Raw genomic sequence first — 18,558 nt, forward strand, 5'->3', positions numbered from 1 at the left:
CCGCTACCTCATGAGCGCGGAGCCGTTGGGGCTCTGCGACCCGTGGATCTGCGTGTGGCAGTTGACGCACGACTTGTTGAAGACGAAGCGCGACTTCCCGTCGCGCGGCTGGCCGGGATGGCTCGTGCCCAGGTGGCAGCTCTGGCAGAGGCGCGGCGGCGTCGCGACCAGGAGGTTGTCGTGGAGCGAGCCGTGCGGGTCGTGGCAGTTGAGGCAGTCCTCGCGCACCGGCGGGTGCTCGAAGAGGACCGGGCCGCGCTTCTCCATGTGGCAGCGGTAACAATTGTCGTTGACCGACGCGTCGACGAGCAGCGCCTTCGTCGTCGTTCCGTGCGGGTTGTGGCAGTCGCTGCACTGCATCTTGCTTTCTCGCAGCGGCATGTGGCTCGACATCATCGTCTGGATGCGCTGCATCTTGTGGCAGGCGAAGCAGACGTCGGCTTGCACCGGGAACTTCAGGAGCGACGCGTTCTTGCCGTCCTTGTTATGGATCGCGTGGCACGAGAGGCACGAGAGATCGTTCTGCTGGTGGATCGAGCCCGGCCAGTCGCGGACGTGTTGTTGATCGTGGCAGCCGAGGCACGTTTTCGCCGCGGCGGCCGGGGCGAGCTTCGCAGGGTTGACGATCTTCGTCGCGTCGCCGCCGGCTTCGACGTGCGCGCTCCCCGGACCGTGACATCCCTCGCAATCGGCGACGCCGGGATGATCGGCGTAGTGGCGGAGCGACGCGCCCTCGGCCTCGTGGCAGCTCACGCAGACGTCGGCGCCGACCGCGTGGGGCGCTGAGGTCTCGGCGGCGCGTACGGCGGCCGCGGTGAAGAGCAGGCTCGCGAACAAGAAGGCGCTTCGACGCACGGGGACGTCCTCGGCGCCGGATCATAAGTGGTTCCGTCGGTTGGGATTGAGAAATTCTTTGTCAATTAAGAAGGATGTGTTCGGTGCGGTTGTATGTCCGGCCGTAGATTGGCCAGGTTGAACAATCAGAATCTTCCTACCGGCCTGCCGGTCCCGCGCGTCACCAAGGTGCGGGTAGCCGTCCCCCTCCACTCCCCTTATGATGGCCGGCATGGTCACGCACTTCAGCACCTGACGGACGACAAGGCCTGAGGGACTCAGGCCCCATCGCCCAGCGGCCGGCCGCAGACGCTGATCGCCCGATCCGGGTGAGCGCCTGAAGCTGGGCGCTCGGCATCGGAGCTGGCGACATGTTCAAGCTCGATTCGGCAATCCAGGACAAGCTCGAGACGATCGCGACGGGTGTGGCCGCCGCGCAGGCGGAGGCGGTCGACCGCGAAGGCGCGTTTCCGAAGGCCACGATGGACGCGCTGGCGTCGGCGGGCCTCTATGGACTGATCAGCGATCGCGAAGTCGGCGGGCTGGGACAAGGCCCGGGCGCCGCGGCGGCCGCGGTCTCGCGCATGGCGCGCACGTGCGGGTCGACGGGGATGGTCCTGGCGATGCACTACGCCGGAAGTGCGGTGATCGAGAAGCATGGGCCGCAGGACGTCCGGCGCGACATCGCGAAGGGGAAGCACCTCAGCACGCTCGCGTTCTCGGAGGCAGGTTCCCGCAGCCACTTCTGGGCGCCGGTCTCCACCGCGAAGCCTAACGGCAAGGGCGTGATCCTCGATGCCGAGAAGAGCTGGGTGACCTCTGCGGGTGCGGCGACCGCGTACGTCTGGTCGAGCAAGCCGGTCGCGGCGGAGGGCGCCAGCACGATCTGGCTCGTCCCGTCGGGGAGCGCGGGCCTCGAGACGCCGGCACGGTTCGACGGGCTCGGCCTGCGCGGCAACGACTCGCGCCCCGTGAGCGCGTCGCACGTCGCGATCCCGGAGTCGCATAGGCTCGGCGACGACGGCGCGGGGTTCGGGATCATGATGGGCGTCGTCCTCCCCTACTTCAATCTCATGAACGCCGCGTTCTCGGTCGGCCTCATGGAGGCGGCGACCGAGCGGACGGCGGCGCACGCGGCGGGCGCGAGGTACGCCCACATGGACGCGTCGCTCGCGGACCTGCCGACGATCCGCGCGTTCATCGCGAGGATGCGCGTGAAGACCGACATGGCGAAGGCGCTCGTCGCCGATGCGATCGACGCCGCGGAGAGCGGGCGCGACGACGCGATGCTGCGCGTCCTCGAGTGCAAGGCCGCCGCGGGCGAGACCGCGCTCGAGGTGGCGCAGCTCGGCATGCGCGTCTGCGGCGGTGCCGCGTACCGCAAGGACGTGGGCGTCGAGCGCGTCTTCCGCGACGCGCAGGCGGCGAGCGTGATGGCGCCGACGACCGACCAGCTCTACGACTTCATCGGGAAGGCCTGCTGCGGCCTTCCGCTGTTCTGATCGTGCGCACGCTCACGCTCGGCGCGGTGGCGTACGACCCGAAGGTCGTCACGATCTGGGAAGGCTTCAAGGACTACTTCATCGCCAACGGCCTGAAGTTCGACTTCGTCCTCTACTCGAACTACGAGCGGATGGTCGACGGACAGTTCGACGGCGAGATCCAGGTCGCGTGGAATTCGCCGCTCGCGTGGATCGAGGCCGAGCGCTTGGCTACGGCCGTGGGCCGTGAGGCTTCCGCGATCGCGATGCGCGACACCGATCGCGATCTCACGTCCGTGATCGTCGTGAAGACCGGCTCCCCGGTGCGCACGCTTGCGGACCTCCGAGGGAAGACGGTCGCGGTCGGCGCTTCGGATTCGCCGCAGGCCACGCTGATTCCGCTTCTCCTGATCGCCGAGTCGGGCCTCACGCCCGGCGTCGACTTCACGCTGATACGGCACGATCTTCTGGTCGGGAAGCACGGCGATCACATCGGAGGCGAGCGCGAGGCGGCGCGCGCCCTCATCGCGGAGCGCGCCGATGCGGCGTGCATGATCGATGCGAACCACCTCGGGTTCTCGCGCGACGGCACGCTGCCCGCGGGCTCGACGCGCGTCCTCGCTCAGACGCCGCCGTACGACCATTGCAACTTCACGGTGCTGGGCGACGCACCGAAGGCGGAGATCGCGAAGTTCACGGACCTCCTGCTCCGCATGTCGTACGACGACCCGGCAGTGCGAGGCCTTCTCGACCTCGAGGGCCTCAAGAAGTGGATGCCGGGGCGAACCGAGGGCTACACGCAGCTGGGCCGCGCGGTCGATGCGTTCGACACGCTCGGGGCGTGGCTCGCGGGCGTGGGACAGCGATGACGATGCTCGATCTCGGCGACCTCGGGCTCGACCGCGGCGGCCACCTGCTGATCAAGCGCGCCCTGCGCGACGTTCCCGCCGGTGGCACGCTCGACCTCTCGGGAACGGGCGAGGAGCTGCGCGTTCACCTGCGTGCCTGGTGTCGCGCGCACGGGCACGATCTGACGATTCTCCCGCCGCGGCCCGGGGGACCGGTCGCGCGGATCACGCGCGGGTCGGCCGACCGCTTCAGCGGCGCGACACCCGCGGGCGCCCCCGATCGCCGCGAAACCGGTGCGGTCGTCGACCACCCGCCGGCGCGCTGGGGACTCGCGGCACGCGGTGCCGTGGTCGAGGCGGGAAGCCCCGTATTCGACTTTCCGATCTCGGCGAAGGAGGTCGTATGGGCCGACGAGGCGGCGGCGCTGTATGCGCAGGCCGCGGCGGCGCAATGGGACCCGGCGACCGCGGTCGATTGGGGCGCGCCGATCACGCACCCCGCCGAGATCGAGGATGCCGTCGTCCAGGTCATGACCTTCCTCATCGAGAACGAGACGGCGGCGCTCATCGTCCCGGCGAGCTTCCTCGCGCGCATCCATCCGCACTTCCGCGAGGTCCTCCAGCTCCTGGCGATCCAGGCGAGCGACGAGGCGCGGCACATCGAGTGCTTCACGCGCCGCGCGCTCCTCCTCAGGAAGGGTCTCGGCTTCTCGACGGCGGGCGGGCAGGAGTCTCTCAAGACGCTGCTCGAGGAGCCCGACTTCGCGCTCGCGTTCTTCCTGCTCTCGGTCCTGGGCGAGGGATCGTTCCTGTCGCTCCTGTGGTTCCTGCACGAGAGCGCTCCCGACCCGGTGACGCGCCGTGTGTCCCAGCTCGCCGCGGTCGACGAAGCGCGGCACGTCGCGTTCGGCCTGGCGCACCTCCGCCGGCACATGAGCCTCGACCCGGGTCTGCGCCCGCGCCTGGCGGCTTCGGTCGAGAGGCGCCACGAGGCGCTCCGGAACACCGACGGCCTGAACGAGGAAGTCTTCGACGCGCTCGTCCTCCTGGCCGCCGGATCGTGGGATCCCGCCGACATCGCGAAGGGCTACGACCGCGTAACGGCCCTCCAGCGCGACATGGATCGCGGGCGCCGCCAGCGCCTCGAGAAGCTCGGCTTCCCCACGGACGAAGCGGCGGCGCTGTCCGCGCTGCACACGCGGAACTTCATGTAATCATCTGGGCCGTGGGCTCGAGAGGGGACAGCTTCCGAAACTCCTCCTTTCGCGTTGCGTCCGAGCGCCTCGAAGGCGAGTTTCGGAAGCTGCCCCCTTTGATCCTCGCCGTGATCATGCTGGCGTCGGCCACGCTCTGCACCCTCGCGACGCGCGACAGCAGCGCGACCGACGACGAGCCCGCGCACATCGCCGCGGGCTACCTGAAGGTCGCGAAGGGCCGCTTCGACTTCTACAACGAGCAGCCGCCGCTCGTGAACACGGTCTCGGCGTTGCCGCTGATGCTCGGAAAGTACTCGCTTCCGCCGGATTGGAACGAGCCGAACGTGAACCCGTGGCATTTCGGTAAGGCGTTCCTCTACCGCTCGGGGAACGACGCCGACGGGATCCTGTGGCGCACGCGCTTGCCCATCGTCGGTCTCTTCGTGATCCTCCAGCTCGTCGTTTACGCCTTCGCCTTCGAGCTGACGCAGCGCGCGTGGGCAGCGCTCCTCGCGACGACGCTCACGGCGTTCTGCCCGAACCTCCTCGCACACGCCGGGCTTGCGACCGTCGATCTCGGCGCGGCGCTCTTCGCCTTGCTCGCGGCGTTCCTGTTCCTCCGGTTCCTGCGCGAGCCGTCGACCCCGCGCGCGATCGCTTCGGGATTCGGCTTTGCCTGCGCCGTGCTGACGAAGGTGTCGCTGATGCTGCTCGTCCCGTGGGCGATCGTCGTCGCGACGTTCTTTTTCTTCGGCGAGCGCGATCGTTGGGCGGCGCGCGCGACCTACGTGCTGCCTCGCCTCCTGCTGATCGCGGTCGTCGCGCTCGCCGCGATCGACGTGTTCTACCTCGTCGAGATGCGCGGCGGCTCGCCGATGGCGCCGTTCACCGAGTATGGGACGAGCATCTCGACGGTGTTCCGTTGGGTCTCCGACGCCTACGCAAAGCCACAGTTCCTGCTCGGCCGGTTCTCACCGACCGGCTGGTGGTACTACTACCCGGTCGCGATCGCCCTCAAGACGCCGCTGACGACGCTCGTCCTCATGCTCGCGGCGTTCGGCGCCGCGCTCGCGCGACCCTGGCGCTGGGGATTCGACGCGGCGACGATCGTCCTCTTCGTGCTCATGCTCCTGGGCGTCTCGTGCGCGTCGAGCATGAACATCGGCCTCCGCCACGTGCTGCCGCTCTACCCGTTCCTCTACGTGCTCACGGCACCGGTCGCGCTCGCTGCGGTGCGACGCTGGAAACGATTCGCGATCGTCGCGGTCGTTCTCCTGTGCGCGGGCACCGTCGTCAGCGCCGCCCTCGCCTTCCCCAACTACATCGGCTACTTCAACGCGCTCGTTCCTGCGCGAAATGCCGACCGCTACCTCATCGACTCGAATCTCGATTGGGGCCAAGACCTGCGCCGCCTCGGCCGCTTCATGGACGAAAAGAAGATCGCCAAGATTCACGTCTGGTACTTCGGCGGCGGCGACCCGACCTACACGCTCGGCGAGAAGGCGATCGCGCTCACGAGCTGCGACGCCGCGGAGCCGGGCTACTACGCGATCAGCCGCCAGTACTTTCGCGGGAACGAGAAGGAGTGCGAGTCCGCGTTCCGAGACGCGCGCTACGTCGCGACCGTGGGCAGCTCGATCCTCGTCTTCGAGAAGTAGCTCAGACCTCGGGATCGGGAGTCCACATCACGCGTTCGCCGGCGCGCGTCGGCTTCCCCGGTTCGGCGGGCTCGACCTTGCAGCTCACGAGCTGGCGCGCCCAGCCCACTTGCGATTGGAGCTGCGAGCTGCCGAAGTACCGGACCGCCCTGACGTGGGCGTCGGACTCGTCGCGCGCTTCGATCAGCGTCTCGTGATTGAACCTGCGCTGCTCTCCTCGGACGGTCTCGATGTAATCGTACGTGACGACGAATCGTCGAAGCATCGCAACCTCCCGTGGCCGAAGGGTTGCGATGAGTCTACGTGATGCGCCATGCGACCGCACTCCGCTCGTGGGAAAATGCCCGCAATGACAAAGGACGTGATCTCTCTCGGTGGACAGGTGTGGAAGCTAACCCCGGTGCGATGAGCTGGCGCCGGCCGGCGTACTGGCTGGGGCAGGACGCGGCGCCCGTCGGCGCCGAGCGGCGCTTCCATCTCGCGCGCTTCCTGATCCTGCGCCTACTCGGCCTCGTCTATTTCACCGGGTTCATGGTCCTCGTGAACCAGGGCCGGCAGCTCATCGGCTCGCACGGGCTCCTCCCCGTCGCGGAGTTCATTCCGCGCGCGACACAGCAGCTCGGCTCCGTCGCGGACGGGTTTCTGCGCCTGCCGAGCGTGTTCTGGTTCGCCCACTCCGATGCGTGGCTCACGGGTCTTGCGTGGGCCGGCGCCATCCTCTCGTTCCTCGTCATGATCGGCCTCACGAACGCCGGCGCGATGCTCGTGCTGTGGGCGCTCTACATGTCGTTCGTCCATGTCGGGCAGGACTGGTACAGCTACGGCTGGGAGATCCAGCTCCTCGAGACCGGCTTCCTCGCCGTCTTCCTCTGTCCGTGGAATTCCTGGCGGCCGTTTCCCCGGAACCGCCCCGCGCCGATCGTGATCTGGCTGTTCCGCTGGCTCATCCTCCGCATCATGGTCGGTGCCGGCATGATCAAGATGCGCGGTGACTCGTGCTGGCGCGATCTCACGTGCCTCGACTACCACTACGAGACGCAGCCGAACCCGAACCCGCTGTCGCGCTTCTTCCACTTCGAGCCCAAGTGGCTGTCGCGCGTCGGGTGCGCGTTCAATCATCTCATCGAGCTCGTGTTCCCGTGGCTCATGTTCCTCGGCCGGTGGCCGACCCGCGTGGCGGGGATCGGCTTCGTCGTCTTCCAGTGCACGCTCATCGTGAGCGGCAACCTCTCGTTCCTGAACTGGCTCACGATCGTGCCCGCGCTCGCGTGCTTCGACGACGCGTTCCTGGCACGCGTCCTTCCCCGCGCGTTCGGCCGGTGGGCCGAGGAGGCCGAATTGGGGCGTCCCACCGCCGTGCCGTGGCGTGAGCGCCTGCGATTCGTCACACTGATCGTGCTGACGGTCGCGATCGGTTGGCTGTCGATTCCCGTGGTGACGAACCTGCTGTCGGTGTCGGGACGCCAGATCATGAACACGTCGTTCGACCCCCTCGATCTCGTCAACACCTACGGCGCCTTCGGCTCGGTCGGGCGCGAGCGGCGCGAGATCGTCTTCGAGGGCACATCGGACGCGAACCCCGACGATCCGAGCGTGACGTGGCGCGAGTACCAGTTCAAGTGCGCGCCGTGCGAGGTGACGCGCCGGCCGTGCTTCATCAGCCCTTACCACTACCGGCTCGACTGGCAGATCTGGTTCGCCGCGATGGCACGGCCCGAGCAGTACCCCTGGACGCTGCGCTTCACGTGGAATCTCCTGCACAACGATCCGGTGACGCTGTCGCTCCTCGCCGGGAATCCGTTCCCCGCGGCACCGCCGCGGTTCATCCGTGCGCGGCTCTACGTCTACCGGTTCGCGCCGATCGGGTCGGACGCGTGGTGGAAGCGCGACCTCATGGGCGATTGGCTGCCTCCGCTCTCGACGGAGGATCCACGCCTCATCCAGTTCTTGAAGACGTATGGATGGCTGCCGGGATCGTCGGGATCATGAGCGAGAGCGGACCGATCCTCTTCTACGACGGCGTGTGCGCGCTGTGCAACGGTGCGGTGACGTTCGTCTTGAAGCGCGATCGATCGCGCGCCGTCCGTTTCGCCGCGCTCCAGGGCGACACGGCGAAGGCGTATCGCGCGTCGCACCCCGGCCTCGACGGCGTCGATTCGATGATCTGGGCCGGCGACGGTGGCGCGCCGCTGATCCGCTCCGATGCGGCGATCGCGATCGGCCGCCACGTCGGCGGCGTGTGGGGTGTGATGGCGTCGATCGCTCGCGTCGTGCCTCGATTCCTCCGCGACACGGTTTACGACTTCATCGCGCGGATCCGGTATCGCACGTTCGGCAAGTACGACGCGTGTCCGATCCCTCCGCCCGAGCATCGCGGACGGTTTCTGCCTTGAGGAATTGGGAAGCAAAAGGGGACTCTCCCCATTAAGATGGCCGGATGGGCGTCGCTTCCGGCCAGATGCTGCTGCACTACCGTCTCGTCGAGACGATCGGCGAAGGCGGGATGGGTGTCGTGTGGAAGGCGATCGACACCAATCTCGACCGTGAGGTCGCGGTCAAGATCCTTCCCGCGGCGCTGGCCGGCGACCCGGAGCGCCTGGCGCGCTTCGATCGCGAAGCGAAGGTCCTCGCGTCGCTCAACCACCCCAACGTTGCGACGGTCCACGGCTTCCACGACGTCGACGGCGTCCGCTTCCTCGTCATGGAGCTGGTCTCCGGCGAGACGCTCGAAGAGAAGCTGAAGCGCGGCCCGATCCCGGTTGACGAGGCGATCCCGATCGGGCGGAAGATCATCGACGGCGTCGAGTACGCGCACGAGCGCGGGATCGTCCACCGCGACCTCAAGCCGGCGAACGTCATCCTGACGGCCGACGGCGGCGTGAAGGTGCTCGACTTCGGCCTGGCGAAGGCGATCGCCGGCGACGCCGGCGCGTCGCCGACCTCGACACCGACGGTGATCCCGACGTTGACGAGCATGGGAACGGTCGCGGGGATGATCCTCGGCACCGCGGCGTACATGAGCCCCGAGCAGGCGCGCGGCGTGAGCCTCGACCGGCGCTCCGACATCTGGGCGTTCGGCGCCGTCTTCTACGAGATGCTCACCGGCCGGCGCGCGTTCGAGGGAGAGACGATCTCCGACACGCTCGCGTCGGTCCTCCGCGCGCCACTCGAGTGGGACGCGCTGCCGGCGTCGACGCCACCCGCGGTCGTACGCCTCCTGAAGCGTTGCCTCGAGCGCGACCCCAAGAGGCGCCTGCGCGACATCGGAGAGGCGCGCATCGCGCTGGACACGATGTCGGCGGAACCCGAGACCGCAACCGCCGTGGTGACGACGAAGCGCTCACCTCTTCCCTGGGTTCTTTTCGCTGCCGCGTCGATCGCCGCCATCGTTCTCGGCGGCGCGTCGATGCTTCGCAAGCCGCCCGAGGCTCGCGTCGTGCGGTTCACGGTTCCGGCGGACCCGAAGGTAACGAGAATGGACTGGCCGCGCCTCTCCCCCGACGGAAGAATCCTCGCCTTCCAGGGACTCGACGCCGGCGGAAAGGTCTCGATCTGGGTCCGCCCGATCGATTCGCTGACGGCGTACCCGCTGGCGGGGACCGAGGGCGCCACGGGCCGGCCGTTCTGGTCCCCCGATTCGAAGTACCTCGCGTACTTCGACGGCAACCAGCTCAAGAAGATCCAGGTCGCCGGTGGGCCGCCGCAGACGATCGGGGAGGCCGAATTCGGCTCCGATGGGTCGTGGGGCGCGACAGGAACGATCATCTTCGACGGGCGGAACGCCCAGGACTCGATTCGCCAGATCCCGGCCGCCGGCGGTAAGGCCAGCCCCGTGTTCTCTCCCGCGGGACTGAAGAAGCTCCCGAACAACGCGTGGCCGTTCTTCCTGCCCGATGGGAAGCACTTCCTTTTCACGAGCAGCGAGACGAACGACGTGAGCAGTTTGACGGTGTTTGCCAGCAGCGTCGGCGGGGACGACGCGAAGAAACTGGTGCCGACCGGATCGCGCGTGGAGTACGCGGACGGCCACCTCGTCTACGTCCTCCGCGGCACGCTCGTCGCGCAGAAGTTCGACCCCGATCGGCTCGAGGTCTCGGGAGATCCGGTGCCTCTCGCGGATCGCGTCAACGAGAACAACACGCGCGCGCTCTTCTCGGTCTCGACCACGGGCGCGATCGCTTTTCAGAGCGGTGCGGCGGCCGACAACAGCGAGCTGGTCTGGATCGATCGCAGCGGCAAGGAATTGGGCAAGGTGGGTCCGCCCGCGCCGTACGTCGACGTGATGGTCGCGCCCGACGGCGCGAGGGTCGCGTACTCGCTGCGCGACGAGCGTGACGGCAGCCTCGATGTCTGGGTGCGCGACCTCGCCCGGGACACGGCGTCGCGATTGACGTTCGACCCCGCCGATGACGCACGGCCGGTCTGGACTCCCGACGGGCAGCGCATCGCGTTCATGTCGACGCGCGGCGACGGCAAGCGGCGGTGCTACGTGAAGGCCGCGAACGGGATCGGCACCGAGACGCTCCTCTACGAGGGCGACCGGCCGGTCACCCCGGAATCGTTCTCCCCCGATGGCAAGCTGCTCGCGTACGACGTCTTGTTCACCGGCGCACCGACGACGATCGGCGTGGTCTCGCCGGAGGCGAAGGGGACGCCGGTCGAGATTGCCGGGACGACGAACTTCTTGAACCCGAAGTTCTCGCCGGACGGCAGGTTCATCGCCTACACCTCCGCCGAGACTCGAACTAACGAGGTCTACGTCCAGACGTGGCCGCTCGGCGGCGGGAAGTGGCAAGTCTCGAACGGCGGAGGCACCGGTCCGCGCTGGCGCTCAGACGGCAAGGAGCTGTTCTATCGGACACCGGATTTTGACTTCGTCGCTGTGCCGGTCACGCTGGGTGCGCAGTTCTCGGCGGGGATTCCGAAGACGCTCTTCAGGCGGCGGATCGTGACCGGTCCGATCGGCATCATGAGTTGGTCGGTGGCGGCGGACGGGCAGAAGTTCCTCTTGAACGCGACGACCGGTGGTGCGTCGATCCCCGAGTTCTCGGTCATCCTCAACTGGCCCGAGACGCTGCGCGCGGATTAGGCCGTCGCGATCCGACTCCACGCGTCGCGCGCTTCGCGGGGCAGTTTCGACAGGCGTTCCTCGACCTTCGAGCGCCAGCCATCGGGATCAGCCTGGAGCAGGAGCCTCACGTCGAGGAGGTCCTGTGGTCCACCGGCGACGAGCTTCAAGAGAATGAGGTCGGCGGCTTCGACGAGCGGAAGCTTGGCCCCATCGGACTCGATCCACTGCCTTCGGGCGACGATCTCAGCTGCGAGGGAACCGCGGCCGACGATGAGATCGACCGGCTCGGTCGCATTCCATCGGACGACGCCCGCGAGAGGATCTAGGGCATCGCCGCGACGAATCTCGGGCGGATCGAACGCCGCCCAGAACGATGGGTCGAGCACGCGCGCGTCCGCGGTGTAGAGATCCACGTCGACGGTCGATCGCGCGATGCCGTGTGCGGCGAGGGCGGCGCCGCCGATCAACGCTGCGGGAACGCCTTGGGCTTCGAGGTGGACCAGGACGCCTGCGACTCGCGTCACGCTCAATCGCCGTCCATGACCCGCGACGGACGCCGCCCGGCATTCTTCTGGCGCGAGAGGATCTTGCGCGCGGTGGCCTCGGAGACGCCCGGATGGTTGGCGAGGAAGAGCGCCATCGCCGCCCTGCCCAGTTTCAGCGCGAGCTGAACACGCTCTCCGGGCGTTCCTTGGAAGTGCTTGGCAGCCTCCGATTCCAGATCGCGCTTGGGGAGAGGAGCCATGCGCGAATCGTAGCACTCGGCCATCGCGCCTTGATACGATCGCTGCCATGCAGCCGGGAACGATTCTCCAGCAGTACCGCCTCGTCGAGAAGATCGGCGAGGGCGGCATGGGCGAGGTATGGAAGGCGACCGACACGACGCTCGCGCGCGACGTCGCCGTCAAATTCCTTCCGGCCTCGCTCGCCGCCGACCCCGAGCGGCTCGCGCGGTTCGAGCGCGAGGCGAAGGTGCTGGCCTCGCTCAACCATCCGGGGATCGCCGGGATCTACGGACTCCACGAGGCGAACGGCCTCCGCTTCCTCGCGATGGAGCTGGTGCCGGGCGAGGATCTCGCGCAGCGGCTCGAGCGTGGAGCGATTCCGGCCACTGAAGCGGCGGACATCGCACGGCAGATCGCTGAGGCGCTCGAGGTCGCGCACGATCAGGGGATCGTCCACCGCGACCTCAAGCCTGCGAACGTCAAGCTCACCCCGGACGGCAAGGTCAAGGTGCTCGACTTCGGGCTCGCGAAGGCGCTCGACCCGAACGCGTCGGGCGGCAAGTCGGGAGTGGACTCGCGCTTCTCACCGACGATCACGTCGCTCGGCACGGTGGCCGGCGTGATCCTGGGCACCGCTTCCTACATGAGCCCCGAGCAGGCGAAGGGGAAGCCGGTCGACCGCCGCACCGACATCTGGGCGTTCGGCTGCATCGTCTACGAGATGCTCGCCGGCAAGCGCCCGTTCGACGGCGAGGGAATCTCGGAAGTGCTCGCCGCGGTGATCATGGCGCCGATCGCCTTCGACGCGCTGCCGGCATCGACTCCTTCTCCGTTGAAGGCGCTCGTGCAGCGTTGCCTCGAGCGAGATCCGCGGCGACGCCTTCGAGACATCGGCGAGGCGCGTCTCATCCTCGAAGATTTCCAGGCCGGCAAGCTCGTGGACGCTCCGGCGGCCGCCGTCGCGACGGCGGCTCCCGCTCGGTCTCGCGGCAAGCTTGCGCTGATCCTCGCGGTGGGGGTGGCCCTCGCGATCGTCGGGCTCGGCGTCGGTCGCATGCTCGCGCCGCGGCCGGCCGATCTTCCCGTGCGCCGTTTCGAGATCGCCGCGAAGGGTCCCTTCCGCTCGGTCGACCAGAGCCGGCTGATCGGGATCTCCCCCGACGGCAAGACGCTCGCGTACGTGCAGGCGGAGAAGCTCGAGCTGCGACCGATCGCGCGTCTCGAGCCGACGACCGTCACGACCGCGGCGACGCCCCTCATCGTCTTCTGGTCTCCGGACAGCTCCACGCTCGGCTACGTCGCCGGCCAGAAGATCTACAAGGTGGCGGCGGCCGGGGGCGAGAGCACGCTCATCGCCGACATTCGCGTTCCGCTCACCGGCGGCGCCTCCGCGTCGTGGTCGCCCAACGGCAAGATCTACCTGACGACCGGCGACAGCGGCCTCCAGGAAGTCGCCGCGACCGGCGGTGACTTTCGCGAGGTCCTGCCGCTCCAGAAGGAGAAGGAAGCCGACCTCCACGACGCGAGCTGCAACCCGGACGGGAGCGTGCTCTTCGTCTCCCACCTGGCCGGCGCGCGGCCGTGCGTCCTGAGCATCTTCGCCGACGGCAAGCGCAAGGAGCTCTTGAAGATCGACGAAGACCAGGACATCTGGTTCCCGGTCTACTCGCCCGCGGGCTACATCCTCTATCACCGTCATCCCGCCAACGCGGGCGTCTGGGCGCTGCCGTTCTCGTTGTCGCGGCGCGAGGTCACCGGTGAGCCGTTCATGGTGGTGCCGGACGCCGATGTGCCGAGCGTCTCGAACGACGGAACGCTCGTCACGGTACAGGGCGTCAGCTCACGCCTGTCGCGTCTCGCCTGGGTCGATCGCACCGGCAAAGTCGGAAACATGGTCGGTCCCGTGCAGGAGCAGTGGCCGTTTCCCGAGCTCTCGCGTGACGGCCGCGTCGTCGCGATCGCGGCGAAGGAGAACGAAGTCAACGACGTCTGGATCGAGGACGTCGAGCGCGGGACGCGCACCCGGATGAACGCGAAGCTATCCACCTACAGCTGTCAGGCCTGGGCCCCCAACGGCAAGCAGATCCTCTACTCCGACGGGAACGCGCCTCCGATGTCGCTGAAATCGAGGGCGGTCGACGGCTCGGGGGAAGCAAAGGAGCTTCACAGCGGCTGGTATCCGACGTACTCGCCGGACGGACGCTACCTTCTGTTCACGGATTACGACCGCGGCGCCACGAACTGGGACCTCTTCGTCAGCGATCTGACGGCCGGAACGCCCGCCGTTCCGCTCGTGCGGACGAAGGCGAACGAAGTCGCCGCGCGGGTGTCGCCGGACGGGCACTACGTCGCCTACCTCTCCGACGAGAGCGGTCCCGACGAGATCTATCTGCGCCGGTTCCCGACGGGCGAAGGTCGGTGGCAGGTTTCGACGAACGGCGGCGAGTGGCCGCGGTTCAGCGCGAAGGGCGATAAGCTCTGGTACGTCAACGCCGACGCGATGATGGAGGTCGACATCACGCTCGGCGCCGAGCCGAAGCTCGGCGCACCTCGGCTGCTGTTCAAGCGCACCTCGCTCGGCCGCGGCCTTCCCTTCGGTTGGGCTCCGGGTTTCGACGTCGCCCCCGACGGCAGCAAGTTCCTCATCGTCGTCCCCGAGGACAAGCCCGAGGAGCACGGCGGCATCGTCGTCGAGGAGAACTGGACCAAGGCCGTCAAGTAATCACTCGCCTTCCCAGTAGTCCACGCCGTCCTTCTTGAACGCCACGATGCCGAATTCGGCGTCGGCACGCTTGCCGCCGGGTGGGCGGCCGGCGACCGCCACGTACTTGCCGGAGTCGGGGTACTCGACGACCTCGGGATCGAGTAGGGTGCTGACGGCGAGATAGCGCAGCTCGGCCGATCCTGTGTTGACGAACTGATGCGCGCTCTCTTCACCGGGCGGGCAGCACACGACGTCCATCGGCTTCAGCGGATGAGCACCGCCGGGCCAGCGAAACTCTCCAGTCCCCGAGAGGATCAGGAACATCTCTTCGTTGGTGTGGTGGAAGTGGTAAGGGAACGCTTTCTTTCCGGGCGGGATCGAGGTGACGTTGTATCCGAGCTTCTGCGCGCCGAGAGGTCCGGCGACGGGGAAGACGCGACAGGTGAACCGGCCGTCGTGCTCGTACGACTCGCCCTCGGGAAGCTCGTTCAAGTTCATGACCCGCGCCTTGTCCATGACGATCCCCTTTAGAATTCGCGCATGGTACCGGGCGAGCTCCTCCTGCACTACCGCCTCTCCGTGCCGATCGGTGAGGGCGGCATGGGACAGGTCTGGCGCGCTTGTCTACGTCAGCGACTGGCGCGCCGCGCTCAACGGACCTTGAACGCCGATTGCCCCGCCGCGAGCGTCGAGCCGCTCTTGGCCTGCGCGACGACCGTCCACACGTAGGACTTGCCCTTCGGCATCTTCGCGCGCTCTTCCGGGGTCAGCTCGAACGACGTCGTCGTCGACGCGCGCTCGAACAGCGTCGTCGTCGCTCCCTTCTCGTAGACCCTCACGATGTATTGCATCCGCCCGTTCACGGCGTCCCAGGTGAAACGCACGGGTGCTTCTGCGAGCGTGCCGCCCAGCGGCTCGCTCGTCTCGATCGCGGGGGCGCCCGCGGGGATGTAGAACGCTCTCGACGCGGTGCTCGTCGTGCCCGAGAACGTCCACATCAGCCAACCGCACACCGCCACGAGTCCGATGCCGAGAGACCAGCGGATGACGCGGGCCCACGGATTGACGTGCTCCATGCGTTCGATCTCTTCGGCAAGGTGGTCGATTGCGTAGGACATATGAGCCTCCCGGGAGACGCTCCCAACGTCATTGTTGCGATCGCCAACGCGCGCGTCGCGCCCCGCAGCGGACCAAGAAGGTCCACTCGGTCCGGAGCGATTCCGCGGGAGCGCCTAGAGTGGCTGGTGCCCGAGAGACCGAGCCCGGCGATGGGGGTGGCGCCGGGCTCTTTTTTTGAAGGCACAGAGGGGACAGCTTCCGAAACTCGGCACTTCGAGTTTCGGAAGCTGTCCCCTCTTCCCCTATGATCCGCAGATGCCGATCACCGTGGGGTCCCGTCTCGGAGTCTATGAAGTCATCGCGGCGCTCGGCGCCGGCGCCATGGGCGAGGTCTGGCGCGCGCGCGACACACGCCTCTCGCGCGAGGTCGCGCTGAAGGTCCTGCCCGCGTCACTCTCGATGGACGCGGAGAGGCGCCAGCGCTTCGAGCGCGAGGCGCAGGTCCTGGCGTCGCTCAACCATCCGAACATCGCGGCGATCTACGGTGTCGAGGAGGCCGAAGGGTCGACGGCGCTCGTCCTCGAGCTGGTCGAGGGGCCGACGCTGGCCGAGCGGATCGCAGAGGGCCCAATCCCGAACGAGGAGGCGGTCGCCATCGCGAAACAGATCGCGGAGGCGCTCGAATACGCGCACGAGCGGGGCGTCGTCCACCGCGATCTGAAGCCGGCAAACGTCAAGCTTTCGCCCGACGGCCGGGTCAAGGTGCTCGACTTCGGGCTCGCGAAGGCGATCGCGGCCGACGCGACCGGACGCTCCGACTCCGCGATCTCGCCGACGATCACCTCGCTCGGCACCGTCGCCGGCGTCATCCTCGGCACCGCGGCCTACATGGCGCCCGAGCAGGCGCGCGGCTCGAACATCGACCGCCGCGCCGACATCTGGTCGTTCGGGGCCGTCCTATGGGAAATCCTCACCGGCAAGCGCCTCTTCGACGACGCGACGGTGTCGGACACGCTCGCCGCCGTGCTCCGCGCGCCGATCGAGTGGGATCAACTGCCCAAGTCCACTCCTCCTGCGATCGTGCGTCTCTTGAAGCGCTGTCTCGAGCGCGACACGAAGAAGCGCCTGCGCGACATCGGCGAAGCCCGGATCGCCCTCGAGTCGCCGATCGACGAGCCGGTGGCGGTCGCGAGCTCCGTGGTGATGCCACCGAAGCGCTCCCCTCTCGCGACGGTCGCGTGGGCGGCGGCGGTCATCGTCGTCGCGCTCACCGGCCTCGCCGCAGTCGGCTTTCTGAGGAAGCCGTCTGCGGAGTCGCGGGTCCTGCGATTCCAGATCCCGCTTGAAAACAAGATGGCAGCGATCACGTGGTCCCGCGTGTCGCCCGACGGTACGATGCTCGCGTTCCTGGCACGCGGCGAGTCCGGCCGCGCTTCGATCTGGATCCGGCGCCTCGACGCATTCGAGAGTCAAGAGCTCTCGGGAACTGAAGGCGCCGGGCGCTTCTGGTGGTCGCCCGACAGCCGGTTCCTGGCCTTCTTCCTCGGGAACCAGCTCAAGAAGGTGCCGGCGGCCAGCGGTCCCGTGCAGCTCATCGGTGAGGCCGACGGAGGCTCCGACGGAACGTGGGGCGCCGGCGGCGCGATTCTCTTCGACGGACGCGCGATCGATCCGTTGCGACGCATCGACGCCGCCGGAGGCGGCGTCACGCAGGAGAACAAGCCCGACACGGCGAACGGCGAAGCCGGTCAGACCTGGCCGTGCTTCCTTCCCGACGGGAAGCACTTCCTCTTCGTCGCCCAGTCGAACGTCCCTGGGGAGAAGACGACCATCAAGGTCGCCGAGCTCGGGAAGCCCGGCTCGAAATCGCTCGCGCGCACGAGCTCCCGCGTCGAGTACGCGAGCGGCTATCTGGTCTACGTCCTGGACGGCAATCTCGTCGCGCACCGGTTCGACGTCGACAAGCTCGCCTTGTCGGGGGAGCCGATTCCCCTCGCCGAGCACATCGCCACCGACGCCAACGGCGCTGCGACCTTCTCCGTGTCCACGAACGGTGACCTCACCTATCTCCCGGGCGCCGTCGGCGTCGACAGCGAGCTCATGTGGGTGGATCGTGCCGGCAAGGAGCTGGACAAGCTGGGTCCTCCGGCCGGGTATCGCGAGCCGGCGCTGTCGCCCGACGGCACGCGGGTCGCCTACGGCCTCGCCGACCCGCGCGGCAACGGCGAGGACATCTGGGTGATGGACCTGAAGCGCGCTGTCGCTTCCCGGTTCACCTTCGACCCCGGTGTCGAGATCTGGCCGGTCTGGTCACGCGACGGGCGCCAGCTCACGTATACCTCGGACAAGACCGGATCGTTCAACATCTACGTGAAAGACGCGAGCGGAACCGGGACGGAGCGAGACCTGACGCCCGACAAGAATTTCCAGTCGGGACCGCTCGACTACTCGCCGGACGGCAAGTGGCTGGCGGTCGATTTCCTTCCGCCGTCGCGGCGCTGGCAGATCAAGATGATTCCCACGCAGGGCGAGCTCAAAGCGACCGACTACCTCACCGACAACGTGGTCCAGGTCATGGGCCGGTTCTCCCCCAACGGCCGGTTCGTCGCGTACGCCTCGAACGAGAGCGGCACCCGCGAGGTATATGTGCAGTCATTCCCGATCGGGAGCGGCAAGTGGCAGGTGTCGAGCGGCGGCGGCGAGATGCCGCTCTGGCGCTCCGACGGCAAGGAGCTCTTCTACAAGACACTCGTCGACGAGTTCGTCGCCGTGCCGGTGACGACCGAGCCGCGCTTCGAGCTGGGCGCCCCCAAGAACCTGTTCAAGCGCGCCGTCGACCGAAGCGCCGCCGCGTCCGTCGGGACCCGATTTGCCGTTACCCCGGACGGGCAGAAATTCCTGATCAACTCCGCGCGAGAGGGCCGCGGGCTGCCGGTCTCGGTCATCGTCGGCTGGCCTCAGACACTTGCCAGGTGAGCGGCG

The 18,558-nt window shown here is 67.9% G+C and carries 15 protein-coding genes; 9 read left to right on the plus strand and 6 right to left on the minus strand.

Translation table 11 applies throughout. From position 1 onward, the window contains the following. Nucleotides 1–3: 3 nt before the first annotated feature. A complete protein-coding gene (locus VFV19_16175; GenBank protein ID HEX4825839.1) occupies nt 4–855 on the minus strand; it encodes a DmsE family decaheme c-type cytochrome in 852 nt (283 codons plus the stop codon). A 350-nt stretch (nt 856–1,205) separates the two neighbouring features. Between VFV19_16175 and VFV19_16180 the strand changes: the two genes are divergently transcribed. From VFV19_16180 to VFV19_16195, 4 genes are all read left to right on the plus strand, one after another. Further along, the gene (locus VFV19_16180; GenBank protein ID HEX4825840.1) at nt 1,206–2,336 is read left to right on the plus strand and encodes an acyl-CoA dehydrogenase family protein; all 1,131 of its coding nucleotides are present in this window, start codon (nt 1,206–1,208) and stop codon (nt 2,334–2,336) included. A gap of 2 nt (nt 2,337–2,338) precedes the next feature. Beyond that, the gene (locus tag VFV19_16185; protein HEX4825841.1) at nt 2,339–3,184 is read left to right on the plus strand and encodes a phosphate/phosphite/phosphonate ABC transporter substrate-binding protein; all 846 of its coding nucleotides are present in this window, start codon (nt 2,339–2,341) and stop codon (nt 3,182–3,184) included. Continuing rightward, nucleotides 3,181–4,377: a hypothetical protein gene (locus VFV19_16190; protein ID HEX4825842.1), complete on the plus strand. Its 1,197-nt coding sequence runs from the start codon at nt 3,181–3,183 to the stop codon at nt 4,375–4,377. The genes VFV19_16185 and VFV19_16190 overlap by 4 nt, the downstream gene beginning before the upstream one ends. A 98-nt stretch (nt 4,378–4,475) precedes the next feature. Then, a complete protein-coding gene (locus VFV19_16195) occupies nt 4,476–6,017 on the plus strand; it encodes a glycosyltransferase family 39 protein (GenBank protein HEX4825843.1) in 1,542 nt (513 codons plus the stop codon). 1 nt (nt 6,018) lies between these two features. Here the strand turns inward: VFV19_16195 and VFV19_16200 are convergent, their stop codons facing one another. Continuing rightward, nucleotides 6,019–6,282: a hypothetical protein gene (locus VFV19_16200; protein HEX4825844.1), complete on the minus strand. Its 264-nt coding sequence runs from the start codon at nt 6,280–6,282 to the stop codon at nt 6,019–6,021. A gap of 140 nt (nt 6,283–6,422) precedes the next feature. Here VFV19_16200 and VFV19_16205 point away from each other — a divergent pair, with 140 nt between their 5' ends. From VFV19_16205 to VFV19_16215, 3 genes are read left to right on the plus strand one after another with little or no spacing between them, the layout of a single operon-like run. Continuing rightward, on the plus strand, nt 6,423–8,006 hold the full coding sequence (locus VFV19_16205) for a lipase maturation factor family protein (protein HEX4825845.1): 1,584 nt from the start codon (nt 6,423–6,425) through the stop codon (nt 8,004–8,006). Further along, nucleotides 8,003–8,410 carry a DCC1-like thiol-disulfide oxidoreductase family protein gene (locus VFV19_16210; GenBank protein ID HEX4825846.1) on the plus strand — a complete coding sequence of 136 codons (408 nt, stop codon included), beginning with the start codon at nt 8,003–8,005 and terminating at the stop codon, nt 8,408–8,410. The genes VFV19_16205 and VFV19_16210 overlap by 4 nt, the downstream gene beginning before the upstream one ends. 44 nt (nt 8,411–8,454) lie before the next feature. Beyond that, a complete protein-coding gene (locus tag VFV19_16215) occupies nt 8,455–11,106 on the plus strand; it encodes a protein kinase (GenBank protein HEX4825847.1) in 2,652 nt (883 codons plus the stop codon). Here VFV19_16215 and VFV19_16220 read toward each other — a convergent pair. Continuing rightward, the gene (locus VFV19_16220; protein HEX4825848.1) at nt 11,103–11,612 is read right to left on the minus strand and encodes a hypothetical protein; all 510 of its coding nucleotides are present in this window, start codon (nt 11,610–11,612) and stop codon (nt 11,103–11,105) included. The two genes, VFV19_16215 and VFV19_16220, sit on opposite strands and share 4 nt — an antisense overlap. A gap of 2 nt (nt 11,613–11,614) precedes the next feature. Continuing rightward, the gene (locus tag VFV19_16225; GenBank protein ID HEX4825849.1) at nt 11,615–11,833 is read right to left on the minus strand and encodes a hypothetical protein; all 219 of its coding nucleotides are present in this window, start codon (nt 11,831–11,833) and stop codon (nt 11,615–11,617) included. Nucleotides 11,834–11,880: 47 nt separating this feature from the next. Here VFV19_16225 and VFV19_16230 point away from each other — a divergent pair, with 47 nt between their 5' ends. Further along, nucleotides 11,881–14,535 (plus strand): protein kinase, encoded by a 2,655-nt coding sequence (locus VFV19_16230; GenBank protein ID HEX4825850.1) that lies wholly within the window; start codon nt 11,881–11,883, stop codon nt 14,533–14,535. On the opposite strand, the gene VFV19_16235 is transcribed toward VFV19_16230, so the two are convergent. Then, on the minus strand, nt 14,536–15,033 hold the full coding sequence (locus VFV19_16235) for a cupin domain-containing protein (GenBank protein HEX4825851.1): 498 nt from the start codon (nt 15,031–15,033) through the stop codon (nt 14,536–14,538). A 134-nt stretch (nt 15,034–15,167) separates the two neighbouring features. Next, the gene (locus VFV19_16240; GenBank protein HEX4825852.1) at nt 15,168–15,635 is read right to left on the minus strand and encodes a hypothetical protein; all 468 of its coding nucleotides are present in this window, start codon (nt 15,633–15,635) and stop codon (nt 15,168–15,170) included. Nucleotides 15,636–15,891: 256 nt separating this feature from the next. On the opposite strand from VFV19_16240, the gene VFV19_16245 reads away from it, so the two are divergent. Then, nucleotides 15,892–18,552: a protein kinase gene (locus tag VFV19_16245; protein HEX4825853.1), complete on the plus strand. Its 2,661-nt coding sequence runs from the start codon at nt 15,892–15,894 to the stop codon at nt 18,550–18,552. The last annotated feature ends 6 nt before the right edge of the window (nt 18,553–18,558 follow it).

This window comes from Candidatus Polarisedimenticolaceae bacterium (assembly GCA_036275915.1).
Classification (GTDB): Bacteria; Acidobacteriota; Polarisedimenticolia; order Polarisedimenticolales; family DASRJG01; genus DASRJG01.